This is a genomic window from Methylocystis sp. (assembly GCF_046349115.1).
In the GTDB taxonomy this organism is placed as follows: domain Bacteria; phylum Pseudomonadota; class Alphaproteobacteria; order Rhizobiales; family Beijerinckiaceae; genus Methylocystis.
This window is the reverse complement of sequence record NZ_JAXMCX010000001.1, coordinates 738,466-752,729: the sequence shown is the minus strand read 5'-3', so window position 1 is coordinate 752,729 and position 14,264 is coordinate 738,466. Positions and strand designations below refer to the sequence as shown.

The 14,264-nt window shown below is 63.4% G+C and carries 12 protein-coding genes; 9 read left to right on the top strand and 3 right to left on the bottom strand.

The annotated features are described in order from the left end of the window. Positions 1 to 9: 9 nt before the first annotated feature. Positions 10 to 2,310: a glycine--tRNA ligase subunit beta gene (glyS, locus tag U1E20_RS03500; protein WP_409979196.1), complete on the top strand. Its 2,301-nt coding sequence runs from the start codon at positions 10 to 12 to the stop codon at positions 2,308 to 2,310. Positions 2,311 to 2,525: 215 nt separating this feature from the next. Here glyS and U1E20_RS03495 read toward each other — a convergent pair whose 3' ends face one another. Continuing rightward, positions 2,526 to 3,698: a penicillin-binding protein activator gene (locus U1E20_RS03495; protein ID WP_409979633.1), complete on the bottom strand. Its 1,173-nt coding sequence runs from the start codon at positions 3,696 to 3,698 to the stop codon at positions 2,526 to 2,528. A gap of 255 nt (positions 3,699 to 3,953) precedes the next feature. Here U1E20_RS03495 and rsmI point away from each other — a divergent pair, with 255 nt between their 5' ends. Together rsmI and U1E20_RS03485 are read left to right on the top strand one after the other, a co-directional pair. Then, the gene (gene rsmI / locus U1E20_RS03490; protein ID WP_409979195.1) at positions 3,954 to 4,868 is read left to right on the top strand and encodes a 16S rRNA (cytidine(1402)-2'-O)-methyltransferase; all 915 of its coding nucleotides are present in this window, start codon (positions 3,954 to 3,956) and stop codon (positions 4,866 to 4,868) included. Positions 4,869 to 5,030: 162 nt separating this feature from the next. After that, a complete protein-coding gene (locus tag U1E20_RS03485) occupies positions 5,031 to 5,402 on the top strand; it encodes a YraN family protein (RefSeq protein WP_409979194.1) in 372 nt (123 codons plus the stop codon). A 14-nt stretch (positions 5,403 to 5,416) separates the two neighbouring features. Here the strand turns inward: U1E20_RS03485 and U1E20_RS03480 are convergent, their stop codons facing one another. Further along, the gene (locus tag U1E20_RS03480; RefSeq protein ID WP_409979193.1) at positions 5,417 to 6,163 is read right to left on the bottom strand and encodes a metallophosphoesterase; all 747 of its coding nucleotides are present in this window, start codon (positions 6,161 to 6,163) and stop codon (positions 5,417 to 5,419) included. Between the two features lie 145 nt (positions 6,164 to 6,308). Here U1E20_RS03480 and U1E20_RS03475 point away from each other — a divergent pair, with 145 nt between their 5' ends. Together U1E20_RS03475 and haoB are read left to right on the top strand one after the other, a co-directional pair. Next, positions 6,309 to 8,018 (top strand): multiheme c-type cytochrome, encoded by a 1,710-nt coding sequence (locus U1E20_RS03475; RefSeq protein WP_409979192.1) that lies wholly within the window; start codon positions 6,309 to 6,311, stop codon positions 8,016 to 8,018. A gap of 255 nt (positions 8,019 to 8,273) precedes the next feature. Then, positions 8,274 to 9,242: a hydroxylamine oxidation protein HaoB gene (gene haoB, locus U1E20_RS03470; protein WP_409979191.1), complete on the top strand. Its 969-nt coding sequence runs from the start codon at positions 8,274 to 8,276 to the stop codon at positions 9,240 to 9,242. A gap of 9 nt (positions 9,243 to 9,251) precedes the next feature. On the opposite strand, the gene U1E20_RS03465 is transcribed toward haoB, so the two are convergent. Further along, the gene (locus U1E20_RS03465; RefSeq protein WP_409979190.1) at positions 9,252 to 10,121 is read right to left on the bottom strand and encodes a fatty acid desaturase family protein; all 870 of its coding nucleotides are present in this window, start codon (positions 10,119 to 10,121) and stop codon (positions 9,252 to 9,254) included. A 252-nt stretch (positions 10,122 to 10,373) separates the two neighbouring features. On the opposite strand from U1E20_RS03465, the gene tolQ reads away from it, so the two are divergent. From tolQ to tolB, 4 genes are all read left to right on the top strand, one after another. Beyond that, entirely contained in the window at positions 10,374 to 11,117 is a 744-nt protein-coding gene (gene tolQ, locus U1E20_RS03460) for a protein TolQ (RefSeq protein ID WP_409979189.1), read from the top strand. 9 nt (positions 11,118 to 11,126) lie between these two features. After that, on the top strand, positions 11,127 to 11,576 hold the full coding sequence (tolR, locus tag U1E20_RS03455) for a protein TolR (RefSeq protein WP_409979188.1): 450 nt from the start codon (positions 11,127 to 11,129) through the stop codon (positions 11,574 to 11,576). Between the two features lie 11 nt (positions 11,577 to 11,587). Beyond that, positions 11,588 to 12,724 carry a cell envelope biogenesis protein TolA gene (locus tag U1E20_RS03450; protein ID WP_409979187.1) on the top strand — a complete coding sequence of 379 codons (1,137 nt, stop codon included), beginning with the start codon at positions 11,588 to 11,590 and terminating at the stop codon, positions 12,722 to 12,724. A 79-nt stretch (positions 12,725 to 12,803) separates the two neighbouring features. Next, complete coding sequence (tolB, locus tag U1E20_RS03445; RefSeq protein WP_409979186.1) at positions 12,804 to 14,123, top strand: Tol-Pal system beta propeller repeat protein TolB; 1,320 nt, start codon at positions 12,804 to 12,806, stop codon at positions 14,121 to 14,123. The last annotated feature ends 141 nt before the right edge of the window (positions 14,124 to 14,264 follow it).

The following is a 14,264-nucleotide window of genomic DNA, read 5'->3' as shown; positions in this document are numbered from 1 at the left end:
ACTGCGCGAATGTCCGATCTCCTTCTCGAATTATTCTCCGAAGAAATTCCGGCCCGCATGCAGCGGCAGGCGGCTGACGACCTCAAACGGCTCGTCACCAACGCCCTCGTCGATCGCGGCCTCACCTACGAAGGCGCCGCCTCCTATGCGACGCCGCGCCGACTCGCGCTGCAGGTGGTCGGGCTGCCGTCGCGCCAGCCCGATCTGCGCGAAGAGCGCAAAGGGCCGCGGGTCGGCGCGCCGGAGGCGGCGATCGCCGGCTTCTTAAAAAGCGCCGGACTCGCTTCGCTCGATCAGGCGAGGATCGAGAAAGACAAGAAGGGCGCCGAATTCTATCTCGCGGTCATCGAACGCGCCGGCGCCGAAACCATCGACGTGCTTGCCGAGATTCTGCCCGCCATCGTGAAAAACTTTCCCTGGCCGAAATCGATGCGCTGGGGCGCGGCGTCCGAGCGCACGGACTCGCTGCGCTGGGTGCGTCCGCTCCATTCGATCGTCGCGAGTTTCGGACCCGAGACCGAGTCGCCCGACGTCGTGGTTTTCGAGGTCGACGGCGTTACGTCGGACAATGTGACCTACGGCCATCGCTTCATGGCGCCCTACGCTATTCAGGTGAAGCGCTTCGATGATTACGCGCTGGCGCTCGAACACGCGAATGTCGTCATCGATCCGGCGCGCCGGCGCGACATCATTCTCCATGACGCGAAGGACCTCGCCTTCGCGCAAGGTCTCGAGCTGGTCGAGGACGTGGGACTTCTCGAAGAAGTCGCCGGACTCGTCGAATGGCCGGTGACGCTGATGGGGAAATTCGACGAGAGTTTTCTTGTCATTCCGCCGGAAGTGATCCGCGCGACGATCCGCGTGAATCAGAAATGTTTCGTGCTGCGCAACCACCCTCCCCTTGAGGGGGAGGGTCGCGCCGAAGGCGCGGGGTGGAGTGAAGCGCTCGCCGATGTCGCAACATCCGCGCAAAACCCCTCGCCCCTCACCCCTGCCCTCTCCCCGCAAGCGGGGAGAGGGAGCGAGCTCGCGCCGCGCTTCATCCTTGTCTCCAACATCGAAGCCAGCGATGGCGGCGCGACGGTCGTCGCCGGCAATGAGCGCGTCATCGCGGCGCGACTATCTGACGCCAAATTCTTCTACGAGACTGATCTCAAGATAAAGCTCGAAGAGCGGCTGCCGAAGCTCGACGCTATCGTCTTTCACGAAAAGCTCGGCACGCAGGGCGAGCGCGTGAAGCGCATCGCGGCGCTGGCGAAAGAGCTTGCGCCGATCGTTGGCGCCGACGCCTTTCTCGCCGGCCGCGCGGCGACGCTGTGCAAAGCCGATCTCGTTTCCGAAATGGTTGGCGAATTTCCCGAACTGCAGGGGCTGATGGGCCGCTATTACGCGCGCGCTCAAGGCGAAGACGCGAGCGTCGCTGCGGCGATCGAGGAACATTACAAGCCGCAGGGACCGAACGACCGTATCCCGACCGATCCCGTGTCGATCGCGGTGGCGCTCGCCGACAAGCTCGACACGCTCGTGGGCTTTTGGGCGATCGACGAAAAGCCAACGGGAAGCAAGGACCCGTACGCGCTGCGCCGCGCGGCGTTGGGAGTGATCAGGATCGTGCTGGAGAATGAATTGCGGTTGCCGCTCCACGGCGTCATGGCCGGGCTTGTCCCGGCCATCCACGCACAGCGTGACGGCGTGGATGCCCGGAACAAGTCCGGGCATGACGCGGCTGCTGACCTTCTCGAATTTTTTGTCGATCGCCTGAAGGTCTACTTGCGCGACAAGGGGGCGCGATACGATTTGATAGATGCGGCGCTTGGCGCCGTCGCCTTCGCAGACGCCGAGAAGGAAGAAGCCGCAGGCGCGCCGCTACAGGACGATCTGCTGATGATCACCCGCAAAGTCGAGGCGCTCGACAAATTCCTGGCAACCGACGACGGCAAGAATCTGCTCGCCGGCTTTCGCCGCGCGGTCAATATTCTCAAGATCGAGGAGAAGAAGGACGGGCCGGACGCCTATGCGCATCGCCATGCGCCGAACCTTCGCATCGAGCCGCAGGAGCATAAGCTCGCCGCCGCGATCGCCCGCGCCCGCGAAGAGACCGCCGAACATCTCAAGACGGAAGATTTCGCCGGCGCCATGCGCGCGCTCTCAAAGCTTCGCGCGCCGGTCGACGCCTTCTTCGACGATGTGACGGTCAATGCGGAGAACGCCGATCTGCGCCTCAATCGCCTGCGCCTCCTCGCCGAACTGCGCCGAGTGATGATGGGCGTCGCCGATTTCGGCAAGATCGCCGGAGAGACGGGAGCGTAACCCTCTCCCATAGGGAGAGGGTGGCTGCGAAGCAGCCGCGTGAGGGGTTACGCCATCCCCCTCTTATGCAGCCCCTCTTCCGACCCGGCCAAAGCCCGTCGCTTGCGACGGGCATCCTAGCGGACGCCCTGTGGCCGGGCCACCTTCTCCCTATGGGAGAAGGAGCGCGCCTTTTTATCGAAAGGGAGCGATAAAGCGCACCCATTCCCCTCGCCCTACGCGCCATTCCCCGTGAAATTGCGCGGCGCCGGCGAGATGATTTTCGCGGTGCCGCCGCCGATTTCCAGCACCGACAGGCCGCGCTCATTGACGCCGTCCGCCTTGAAGCGGAAGACGCCGTCGGCGCCGTTGAAGCCGGATGGATTGGTCAATACGCTTTCCGAATAGCGCTGCGAGCCCTGCGAGCGCGACAGCGCGATGGCGAGCGACACCGCGTCATAGGCGAGCGTCGCCACGCGCGCCGGGTCCGCGCCATATTTCGCCTTGTAACGCTGGGCGAACGCGTTGAAGCCGGCGTTCTCCGGCGCGGTGAACCAGGCGCCCTGCAGCGCCGGCAGATTCAGCGTGCGCGCGTCGTTCCAGAGACCCGTGCCGAAAATCTGCACCTTCTTTGAATCGATGCCGTTCGCCACAAGCTCCTTCGACACGGCGCTCATCGCCTCGGCCTGTTCGGGAATGAACAGCGCGTCGAACTGATCGCGCGCGGCGGCGAGACGCTTCACCGACTCGCCCGGCGCGCCGGGCTTGTAGCGCTCGATCACCGGCACGCGGACGCCATAGGTCGCGGCGCTTTGCTGGAACTGCGCCATCGCCAGCGTGCCATAGTCGTTCTCGGGAACGAGCGCGGCGATCGATTTCTTGCCGTGCTGCGAGGCATAGGCGACGCCGCGATCGACATAGCCCTCGACCGCGAAGGACAAAAGATAGCTGCCCCGGCCGGCGGCCGATGAATCGGTGGAGAAGGCGATCATCGGCTTGTTGGCGGCGCGCGCGACGCGGCTCGCCTCCTTGACGCCGGCGCCGAACACCGGACCCAGAATGATTTCCGCGCCCTCATTGATCGCCGCCTGTGTCGCCGACGCCGCGCCCGACGGCGTCGAGCGGTCATCCTTAACGAGGATCGTCACGTCATTGGCGCCGCTGTCGGCATATGCAAGCTTGGCGGCGTTCAACAGCGACCCGCCCACCGTCGAAGGGCCCGACGGCCCTGTCAAAGGCACGATCAGCCCGATCTTCACCGCGCCGGTTCCGATCGCTTCGCCTTCCGTCGGCCCAGTCTGGGTCGAGGCGCTCAACTTAAGGTCGCGCGCGCCCGGCCCCCAGGGGCCGCTCACGGGATTGCAGGCGGCAAGCAGCGCCGTAACGCCGAGAAGCGCGGCATGTTTCATCACGGCCTGGCGCCAGGGCGCGCCGGCGCACCGGCGAGAAGACAATGTCGGCATCATATCCCCTTGCGCCGAAAGCTCTCGCCATGGCGCGGCTCATCCGCGCTAAGGTCCGAGTCCCTGGCGGAAAGTCAATAGACGGGCCATTTGGAAGAATTGCGGCCAAGGGCGTCTTGAAGCGCATCCTGTGCGCAGTTTACGCTTGTCCTGTTAATCGAACACTGCGTATCTTATAAAGAACAAAGTAGAGCGACGCGCATGACCATCGAGGCCTCTCCCCCGCCCGCCTCAAGCTATGCCGCCTTCGGCCTTCGGGCCGAGGCGGAACGGATCGCGCCGGGTCTTCACCTTGTCGCGACGCCGATCGGCAATCTGAAGGATATTTCGTTTCGGGCGCTGTCGACGCTCGCGGCCGCGGATGCGGTGATCGCCGAAGACACAAGGGTCACCAAGAATCTGCTCGCCCATTACGGGATTTCGACGCCGCTCGTCGCCTATCATGAGCATAACGCCAGGGTCATTCGCCCGCATCTTCTGGCGCGGCTCGAAGCCGGCGCGAAGCTCGCGCTGGTTTCGGACGCCGGCACGCCGCTCGTCTCCGATCCGGGCTTCAGGCTGGTGCAGGAGGCGCTGGAGAAAGGCATACATGTAACCTCGGTGCCCGGGCCTTCCGCCGTGCTGGCGGCGCTGGTCGTCGCCGGACTGCCGACCGACCGGTTCTTCTTCGAGGGCTTTCTGCCGCACAAGAGCGGCCCGCGCCGGGCGCGGCTCGCCGAACTGGCGCACATCCCCGGCACGCTGGTGTTTTTCGAAAGCCCGCGCCGATTGGTCGAGACGCTCGCCGATTGCGCGGCTGTGCTGGGCAAGCGCAATGCCGCGATCGCCCGCGAACTGACCAAGATGTTCGAGTCGGTCCGGCGCGGGACGCTCGATGAACTTGCAGTCGCGCTTGCCGAGCAGGAACCGCCAAAGGGCGAAATCGTGCTGCTCGTCGCGCCGCCCGGCGCGGATGCGGCGCAGGCCTCCGCCGCCGATCTCGACGCCAGAATCGAAGAGGCGCTCGCAGCGCATTCGGTGAAGGACGCGGCAAGCGTGGTTTCCGCCGCGACCGGCCAGCCGCGCCGGCAAGTTTACGCGCGAGCGTTGGAGTTGGCGGCGGGGCGGGGGAAGTAAGATGAGCTTGCGCCCCCTCCCCAACCCTCCCCCGCTGCGCGGGAGAGGGAGTCCGACTCGAGTTCCTGCAATGAAACTGCGCAATCTGCGTCGTTAGGGTCCCCTCTCCCGCGCAGCGGGGGAGGGACAGGGAGGGGGCGCAATGATCTCGCGCGTTTTGGTATGAGCGAGCACGCCCGACGCGCCGCCTATGTCTACGGCCTGCGCGCCGAGACGTTGGCGACGCTGTGGCTGCGGGCGCGGCTTTATCAAATCCTCGCGCGCAATTTTCGCGCGCATGGCGGCGAGATCGACATTATCGCGCGGCGCGGCCGCGCCATCGTTTTCGTCGAAGTGAAGGCGCGCGGCGCTCTTGAGGACGCATTCATCGCCATCACGCCGCAAAAGCAGCGGCGCTTCTCGCAGGCCGTCAACCGCTGGCTCGCCGCGAACCCCTGGGCGATGAGCTATGCGCTGCGCGCCGACGCGATTTTTCTTGCGCCGGGCCGGTTGCCGCGCCATCTCGAAAACGCCTTCGAATTGCGCGTCGGCTGAGGCATAAACGGCGTTCAACAGGTTTGGATAAAACGCCGCTCGAAGCCTTCCAGCGCGACCGCCGTGAGCAAGCCGCTGCTCACCGCTTGGGTGTCGAGATTTATCCGGTTGGGCAAATCCTCGACGTCGCGATGCGGCGTATGCCCATGCACGATCACCTTGCCGAAGGGCTGGTCGCAATCGAGAAACCCCTCGCGAATCCCCATCAGATCATCCGGGTCCTGCAGATGTAGCGGATGGCTGCGCCGCACGCCGGCATGGCAGAAGAAATAGCCGCCATATTCCGCCCAAAGCTTGGTTTCTTCGATGAAGCGGCGATGTTCCTGCGGGAAATGCGCGAGAAATTTCACCCGGACCCGCGAGGCGCCGCCAATCGCGACTTCCTCGCCGGCGTCGACGCCATAGGAATGCAGCGTCGTCAGCGCGCCATTGTCGACCCAGTCGTCGAGCGCCGCGGCGTCGTCGAGAAAACGCAGCAGCGCTTCTTCATGATTGCCGCGCAGCGCGACGATGGGCGTCGGGAAATCTCCCGACGATAGCCGCTTCAAAACGCCGTTGGAGCCAAGCCCGCGGTCGATATAATCGCCGACCAAAATCGTGACCGCCTGTCGGCACGGGTGCGCGGCGATATCCTCGCCGATCGCCTCGGCGAGCGCATGCAGGAGATCGGCGCGGCCATGAATATCGCCGATCGCGTAAAGCCGCATGCCGGGCGGCGCTTCGGCGGTTCGCAAGGCGGAGGGGAAGGAGCGGATTGTCATGGCTTCCCTTCATTTATCGTCACGTCGCGGCTTGACGAGCGGATGGCGCGGCGGACGTGGCCTCATCGGCGGCGGCGCCTGTGGTCCTTCCCACTCGTCGCGCCGGAGCCGAGAATACAGCCAGAAGCAGCAGGGGCGAGGAAGCATGCCGATTTTCAAGAGGATTTTCGATTATGCGGCCCGCCTCGCGCCGGTCGTCGCATTCGCCCTGAGTTTCGCCGCCGGCGCCCCGGCCCTTGCCGACACGCCGGACGAAACCTTCAAGGCGCTGGGCCTTGCGAAAACCGCCACGCCCAAGGAGCTCTATGAGGCGCTGACCAGGCGCTACTACGATGAATCGCAAGGCGCCGGCAAAGGCTCCTTCTCGAAATATTGGGAGCCGATCCCGATCTCGAAATATCTCAATCCGCATGATTTCTATAAGCCGCCGCAGTCGATCGAGATCGACGCCAAGCGCACCGACTGCGTCGAATGCCACAGCCAGGTCACGCCCGGCTGGACTCATAGCTGGAAGGGCAGCGTCCACGGCAATCTCGATTCAATCCGCAACCTGCCCGACTCGGATGCGCGCGCCTACAAAAAGGCGATGATCGCTGAGGTCGAGAACAACCTCCGCTCGATGGGGACGCTCAAACCCGGCGAGAACTTGAAAGAAGTCGGCTGCATCGACTGCCACATGGGCGTCGGCAAGGATCATGGCCAGCACCAGACCGAATTGAAAATGCCCGACGCCGCCGCCTGCGGCCAGTGCCATGTGCAGCAATTCGCCGAACGCGAGTCGGAGCGCGACACCTTCACCTGGCCGCAGGATCAATGGCAGCCGGGCCATCCTTCGCATGCGCTCTCCTACAAGGCCAATGTCGAGAACGCTGTGTGGGCGGCGATGGAGCAGCGCGAAGTCGCGGAAGGCTGCACCTTCTGCCACACGCCGCAGACGACATGTAACTCCTGCCATACGCGCCATGAATTCTCGGCGGTCGAAGCGCGCAAGCCGCAGGCCTGCGCGATTTGCCACAACGGCGTCGATCACAATGAATTCGAAGGCTACATGCTCTCGAAGCACGGCACGATCTATCAGACGCGCGGCGATGCATGGGACTGGAACGTCCGTCTCGCCGACGCGATGGAAAAGGGCAAGATGAACGCCCCGACCTGCGCTTTCTGCCACATGGAGTATCAGGGCAAGTTCACGCACAATATGGTGCGTAAAGCGCGCTGGGCCTTCGTGCCGATGCCGAAGATTGCCGAGAATTTGAATCATCCCTGGTTCACGCAGCGTAAGGAGTCGTGGGTGTCGACCTGCTCCAACTGTCACTCCGACAGTTTCGCGCGCGCCTATCTCGACGGCATGGATAAGGGGATCGTCTCCGGCCTCGACATTACCGAAAAGGCGCGCAGCGTTCTCGTGAAGCTTTACAACGACAAGCTGCTGCCAGGTCAGACGACGAACCGCCCGGCGCCGCCGCCGCCAGAGAAGGACGATGCGGGCGGCTTCTTCCAGCTCTTCTGGCAGAAGGGCAATAATCCGAGCGCGATCGAATATGTCTTCGCCGACATGTGGGAGCATCATCAGATCAAACACTATAAGGGGCTCGCGCATATGAACCCCGGCGGCTACACCTATACCGAGGGCTGGTCGCAGCTCATCGGCGCGGCGGCGAAAATCAACGACGAGGATACGAAGCTGCGCGAAGCGGCGGAGATTCGCGCCGAGTTGAAGCGCATCGCCGGCCAGAAGCGCGGCGATCTCGAGCTCGATTCGCCGACGCGCCGTGCCTTCGCCGGCGGTCTCGGGCTGCTCGCCGTGATTGCCGGCGCCGGCCTATTGATGCGGCGCGGTCGCAAGAGCGGGTGATCCAACCTCGACACCGTCATTGCGAGCGAAGCGAAGCAATCCAGCGTAGCGCCCACGGTTCTGGATTGCTTCGTCGCTGCGCTCCTCGCAATGACGGCGCTGCTATGGTGGAGAACCCGCAACGTCATTCCCGATGCGCGAAGCGCGATCGGGAATCCAGAAAACAACACTGATTGTCGCAACGGCTCTGGATTCCCGCTGTCGCGGGAATGACAATCCCGGAACGACAATCCCAACTCGGATGTTTAGGCGCGCATGACTCCCCTTATACGGCTGATCGCCGGCGTCGCGCTCATCGTCTTCGGCTTCGCTCTGCTTGGCTGGGCGATCTACGCGGGCCTCAATCCAACCGTTCCGTTTGAAACGCGCTTCGCGCCGGTCTCGGCGGAAGCGGCGAAGGAAGCCGACGGCTTCGGGCTTAGGGCCGATCGGCTCCAACAAATCGAGATATCGCCAAAGGACGAGCGCCGTCCTCTCGCTGACGGCATCATCGCGCGCGATGACGCCGGCCGGCTGACGCCTCTGACATGGCGCAATGAAGTTACCGAGCCGATCTTTTTCTCCGACGTTTCAGCGGACAACGCCTCAAAGGTTCTCGCCGCGATCCGCGAACATGTGCCGCAAGACGCTGTCGTGCTCGCCTGGTGGGATTTTTCGCGCGCGATACGACTGATCGCGGGGCGCGCCGCGCCGCTCGACGATTCTCAAGCGCGCGGGCTTCTCCTGCCGGCCGCCTGGTCAACCGCCGCGGCGCCGGAGCGCGCGCGCTGGGGCGCGGGCGCGCCTGTCGGCTCAGCGGAGAGTTTCACTCGTTTCATCGACGCATTGCTCGACACTGACGAAGCGCGCGCGAGCGAAACTTTGAAGAAACTCGCCGACGGCAAGCCCGCCTATGTCGCCCTGCGAATCTCCGAGGTCTGGAGGCTCGCCGCGGCAAAGCCGCAGAAACTCTCGATCGCCTGTAAGGATTTCGCCGCGACCGGAGTCTCGCACGGGCTGATCAAATCAGCGCAGCAATGGCTGCGCGACCAAAAGATCGAAGGCGGCTTCGCCGTCGAACCGATCAGCGGCGCGACGCGGCTGCATTATTTTGCACGCAAGAGCGACGGCGACCGGCTGATCGCGCGGCTGCTGCCTTTCTCGACCTCCCTGCCCTCGCCGTTGACGCGGCTTTCCCTCGTCTATCAGCACAAGGGCTGGTGGATTTGGCGGGTGAATGATTGAACCGTCAAATCATCGCACGCCGCGCAGCACATGCAGTGGAAAATGCAGGAACGACCAGCTGACACCGGTGATCAGCTGTGGCGGAATTTTCTGTTCAATCGCGCGATGCATGTCGGGCAGTTTGCTCCAATGCACAGTCGGATTGAGATGGTGAGCGGTGTGGAACCCAAGGTTTCCGCTTCGGCGGTTGAACACCGGGTGAGTCGTATTGTTGGCGATGGCGAATGGATTGTTCGACATTTCCTGGCAACCGCAATGATTGAGAAAATCGACATAGCGGGTGAAGAAGAAGACGCTGAAGTGCCACGGCAGAACGAAGCCGAGCGTAAGCCACGGCCGCCACGCGAGTAGAGCAGCGATGAAGGCGAGATAGAGGCAGTGTTCGACGAAAGACCAGCGATAGTCGATCGGCTCCTTGACGTGGCTGAGAACGCCCTTTTCATAGGATTCGCGAAACGGCCCGACGATCGTCGGCCACATTGAGCGCCAGCAGAACGCCAAAGCGCGGCCGCCCGAGAAACCCGCGCCGACATCAACATTTGGCGCGCGATAATTTTCATCGCGCCGACAATGATGGCCGTAGACATGCTGAATGCGCCAGTTCGACGCGGTGATGCCGGTCGTCGCGCCAAGGACGAGGTCCAGCAGAAGATTGCACGCGCGCGACGTGGTGAACGGATGATGGACGTGAAGATGCAAAAGGTAATTCGCCGAGCCGTTAAAGGCGATGAGCGCCAGAATATAGGCGCTCAGCTCCGCCACGGAGAGCGACAGGAAGTAAGGAAGAAAAAATGCGACAGGCGTGAAAAGCGCCTGAAGAATGTTGCAAATGTCCTCTCGCCGGCAGAATGGCCGGCGGCCAGAAACAAAAACGCGCATCGCTGCAATCCTTAAAAAATTTGCGCGGCGTCCAGCCGCAGCGTCGCAATAAATCCTCGATCCAGATGGCGCGGTCAAAGCCTGTCTTCAAGGGGTCGAAATATTTGCTTAACCCTTACCGCTTGTTAACGCCCCTCCGCTATGGTTTGTTGTGCGCCGCACCGCAGCCCCACAAATGGCGAAATTGCGGGCGATAGACCGGGCGTCGCAGCCAAAGCCGCCGCAGAGCGCCTGCCGACTCAAGGACAAATCATGAATCCAGCCGAGATCGCCGCGGCTCCGCTCGCCGCACCCGCCGCCGACATCACCATCTGGACCATGTTCTGGGGGGCGCATATCGTCGTCAAGGCGGTCATGCTCGGGCTGCTCGCCGCCTCGGTCTGGTGCTGGGCGATCATCATCGACAAGACGCTGCTCTTTTCCCGGATGCGCCGGTCGATGGATCGGTTCGAGGAAAGCTTTTGGTCCGGCAATTCGCTCGAGGAGCTTTACAGCAAACTCGCCGAGCGGCCGCAGACCGGCATGGCGACGCTTTTCGTGGCGGCGATGCGGGAATGGAAACGCTCCTTCCAAGCGGGCGCCAGCGCCTCCTTCATGGGCCTGCAGGCGCGTATCGAGAAAGTGCTCGACGTGTCGATCGCCCGCGAAGTGGAGAAGCTCGAATCCAATCTTCTGGTGCTTGCGACCGTGGCGTCGGCCGGACCTTTCGTGGGCCTGTTCGGCACGGTCTGGGGCATCATGACGTCGTTTCGCTCGATCGCCGCCTCGAAGAACACCTCGCTCGCCGTCGTCGCGCCGGGCATCGCCGAGGCGCTGCTCGCCACCGCCATCGGCCTCTTCGCCGCCATTCCCGCGCTCATCGCCTACAACAAGATGCAGGGCGACGTCGCCAAGGCGCAGGCGCGGATGGAAAGCTTCGCCGACGAGTTCTCGGCGATCCTGTCGCGCCAGATCGACCAGCACGCGGCTTCATCCAACCGCGACCGCGCGGCGTAAGGAGCAGGCATGGGCGCATCGCTCTCGGCTCCGGGACGCAAGGGCGGCAGGCGGCGGCGCGGCGTGCCGCGCTATGGCGCCATGGCCGAAATCAACATGACGCCGTTCATCGACGTGATGCTGGTGCTGCTCATCATCTTCATGGTGGCGGCGCCGCTGCTCGCCACCGGCGTCGCCGTCGATCTGCCGCAGACCAAGGCCGGCGCGCTCAACATCGATCAGAAGCCGGTCTCGATCGCCATCGACGAAAAGGGACAGGTCTTTTTGATGGATCAGCCGGTCGAAACGAATCAATTGCTCGACAGGCTGAAGGAAGCCGCCAAGCAGGGATTTGACGAACGCATCTATGTCCGCGGCTCGAAAGCGGTAAACTATGGCCGCGTGGCGGAGGTGATGTCGCTCGTCACGAGCGCAGGCTACAAGAAAGTCGCGCTGGTGACGGAGCAGGAGAAGAAGTGAGCTGAGCGGAAATGAAAATTTCGCGCTCCGAACCAGGTCTTCCGCTCTCCTCGGCAATCCACGCCGGATTGCTCCTGGCGGCGCTCGTCCTGTTTTCCGACAAGAAATTTGACGATGCAGTGGAGATGGTTCCTGTCGATCTCGTCACCGACAGCGAACTCAACCAGATCATGAAAGGCGAGAAGACCGCACGACAAATCAAGTCGACGCCGCGCGTCGACAAACTCGCGCCCGAAGCCGAGTCGAAGCCGGAGCCGCCGCTCGCGGAAGCCAAGAAGGACATCGCCACGCCGCTCCCGCCGGCGCGTCCGCTGCCGCAGCCCTCAGCCGACGACGCGGAGCCGATCCCGCCAAAACGCGTCGCCGCTTTGCCGCCGAAGCCGGAGCCGCTGCCCAAGCCCGAGGAAAAACAGCCCGAGCCGAAACCGGCGAAGCCTAAAGCCGCCGCTCAGGAGCCGACCAAGAAGGAAGCCGAAAAGGAGCCGGACGAGGCCGAAGTGGTGAAGCCGAAGCCGCCGGCCAAGCCGGAACATTCGGCCAAGGATTCGGCGAGTCCGGAGAAACCGAAGGAGCGGCTCAAACTCGACGAAGTGGCGAAGCTCCTCGAAAGCAAGAAGCCGCCCGAAAAGTCCAAGCCCGACGCCTTAGGCGAATTGGCGGAAAAGGCGGTGAAGGAGACAAAGCCGAAATCGGGCGACGAGGCCCCGCCAAAAACCAAATTCGACGCCGCCAGCATTTCGAAACTGCTCAGCCGCGAATCGCCGCAGCGCAAGGCCGCGACCGGCAGAGCGACCGAGGCGGCGGCGCTCGGCGCGCCGACCGGGACGGCGGCCAAAATGTCGGCCTCGATGGAGGCGCGCATCGCCGCCTATATCCATGATCATTATTACCCCTGCTGGGCGTCGGCGCTGACGCTCGGCGGGCAGACCTATACGCCGATCGTCGAGTTTCATCTGTCGCGCGAGGGCGCCCTCGAGGGCCATCCCAAACTGCTGAACGCCTCGGCGAGTCCGACCGAACATGCCCGCGGCGAACAGGCGATGCAGGCGGTGCGCCGCTGCAGCCCGATGCGGATACCGCCCGAGTTCATGCCCTATTACGAAGAGGCGCTGCGCGAGGTCACGATCCGCTTCCAGGATGCGAATTAGTGACCGGCGCTCGTTCGACAACGTCCATCGCCGCGAGGCGTTACGGTTTCTTCATCGCGATGCCGGAAAGATTTCGCCCATGACACGCAACTTCACCCGTCGCGGCGCCGCCGGCCTGATCGCCGGCGCGGCCTTCGCCCCCTTCCTTCCCGCCACATTGGCGCGCGCCGGACGCATCATCGATCTCAAGGGCGGCGGCTTTCAGCCGATTAATGTCGCCGTCGCGCCTTTCGTCGGCGACGAAGCCGCGCGCACCGTGACGTCGGTGACGCTCAATAATTTCAAGCGCTCGGTGTTTCTCAATCCGATCGAACCCTCGGATCTGCCGGCGAACGCCGCGCCGCCTGACGCAGCGCCCTATCTTGCCGCCTTCAAATCGGTCAATGCGCAATTCGTGCTGACCGGGCGTTCGCAGCGCGCCGGCGACGGAAGGCTAAAAACCGAATTCCGACTGTTCGACGTGACGACCGGCGAACAGGTCGCCGGCCAGCAATATGTGACCGAAGCCGCCAACATGCGGCGCGTCGCGCATCTTCTTTCCGACGCCGTCTTTACCCGCATCACCGGCGAAAAAGGATTCTTCGACACCCGCGTCGTCTTCGTCGACGAAACCGGCTCGAAGGACAGGCGCCGCAAGCGCCTCGCGATGATGGATCAGGACGGCGCCAATGTGCGCTATCTGACGCGCAGCGACGAGCTCGTCGTCACGCCGCGATTTTCTCCTAATTCGCTCGACGTCACTTACATGTCCTTCGGCACCGACGGCGATCCGAAAGTCCTGCTGATGAATATCGAAAACAGCCAGCGCGAAGTCGTCGGCAATTTTCCCGGCATGACCTTCTCGCCGCGATTCTCGCCCGACGGGCAGAAAATCATCATGTCGCTGTCGCAGGGCTCGACGACCAATCTTTATACGATGGATCTGCGCTCGCGCAGCACCATGCGTCTGACCGACACCGCCGCCATCGACACGGCGCCGTGCTATTCTCCAGACGGCGCGCGCATCGTCTTCGAGAGCGATCGCGGCGGCTCGCAGCAGATTTACATCATGGGCGCGCAGGGCGGCGACGCGAGGCGCATCTCGTTTGGCGGCGGCCGCTATTCGACGCCGGTATGGTCGCCAAAGGGCGACTACATCGCCTTCACCAAGCAGAATGGCGGCAATTTCGCGATCGGCGTGATGAAGACCGACGGCTCCAGCGAGCGGATTCTCACCGAAGGCTTTCACAATGAAGGCCCGACCTGGGCGCCGAACGGACTCTTCCTGATGTTCTTTCGCGATTCCGGCGGCGGCGGCGGACCGAAAATCTACATGGTCGACGTCTTCGGCCGCTCAGAGACGCAAGTGCCGACGCCGAGCTTTGCAAGCGATCCGGCCTGGGGCCCGCTGCAGGACTAAAAGTTTGCGGCTCGCGGAGGCGAAACGCGCGCAACCATGAAGATGAGGATGCGCGCTGAGACGACGCCCGCCTCCCCTTCTTGTGCGAAGCGCTCCACGCGGACGAGATAAAGACACACGGAACGTTCGCGCCGTCACGCA

Coding starts and splice junctions, on each gene's coding strand:
- haoB (WP_409979191.1), top strand. CDS start 8,274: ATGACTCCCCTTATACGGCTGATCGCCGGCGTCGCGCTCATCGTCTTC.
- tolB (WP_409979186.1), top strand. CDS start 12,804: ATGACACGCAACTTCACCCGTCGCGGCGCCGCCGGCCTGATCGCCGGC.
- tolR (WP_409979188.1), top strand. CDS start 11,127: ATGGGCGCATCGCTCTCGGCTCCGGGACGCAAGGGCGGCAGGCGGCGG.
- U1E20_RS03475 (WP_409979192.1), top strand. CDS start 6,309: ATGCCGATTTTCAAGAGGATTTTCGATTATGCGGCCCGCCTCGCGCCG.
- U1E20_RS03450 (WP_409979187.1), top strand. CDS start 11,588: ATGAAAATTTCGCGCTCCGAACCAGGTCTTCCGCTCTCCTCGGCAATC.
- U1E20_RS03465 (WP_409979190.1), bottom strand. CDS start 10,121: ATGCGCGTTTTTGTTTCTGGCCGCCGGCCATTCTGCCGGCGAGAGGAC.
- rsmI (WP_409979195.1), top strand. CDS start 3,954: ATGACCATCGAGGCCTCTCCCCCGCCCGCCTCAAGCTATGCCGCCTTC.
- glyS (WP_409979196.1), top strand. CDS start 10: ATGTCCGATCTCCTTCTCGAATTATTCTCCGAAGAAATTCCGGCCCGC.
- tolQ (WP_409979189.1), top strand. CDS start 10,374: ATGAATCCAGCCGAGATCGCCGCGGCTCCGCTCGCCGCACCCGCCGCC.
- U1E20_RS03480 (WP_409979193.1), bottom strand. CDS start 6,163: ATGACAATCCGCTCCTTCCCCTCCGCCTTGCGAACCGCCGAAGCGCCG.
- U1E20_RS03485 (WP_409979194.1), top strand. CDS start 5,031: ATGAGCGAGCACGCCCGACGCGCCGCCTATGTCTACGGCCTGCGCGCC.
- U1E20_RS03495 (WP_409979633.1), bottom strand. CDS start 3,698: ATGAAACATGCCGCGCTTCTCGGCGTTACGGCGCTGCTTGCCGCCTGC.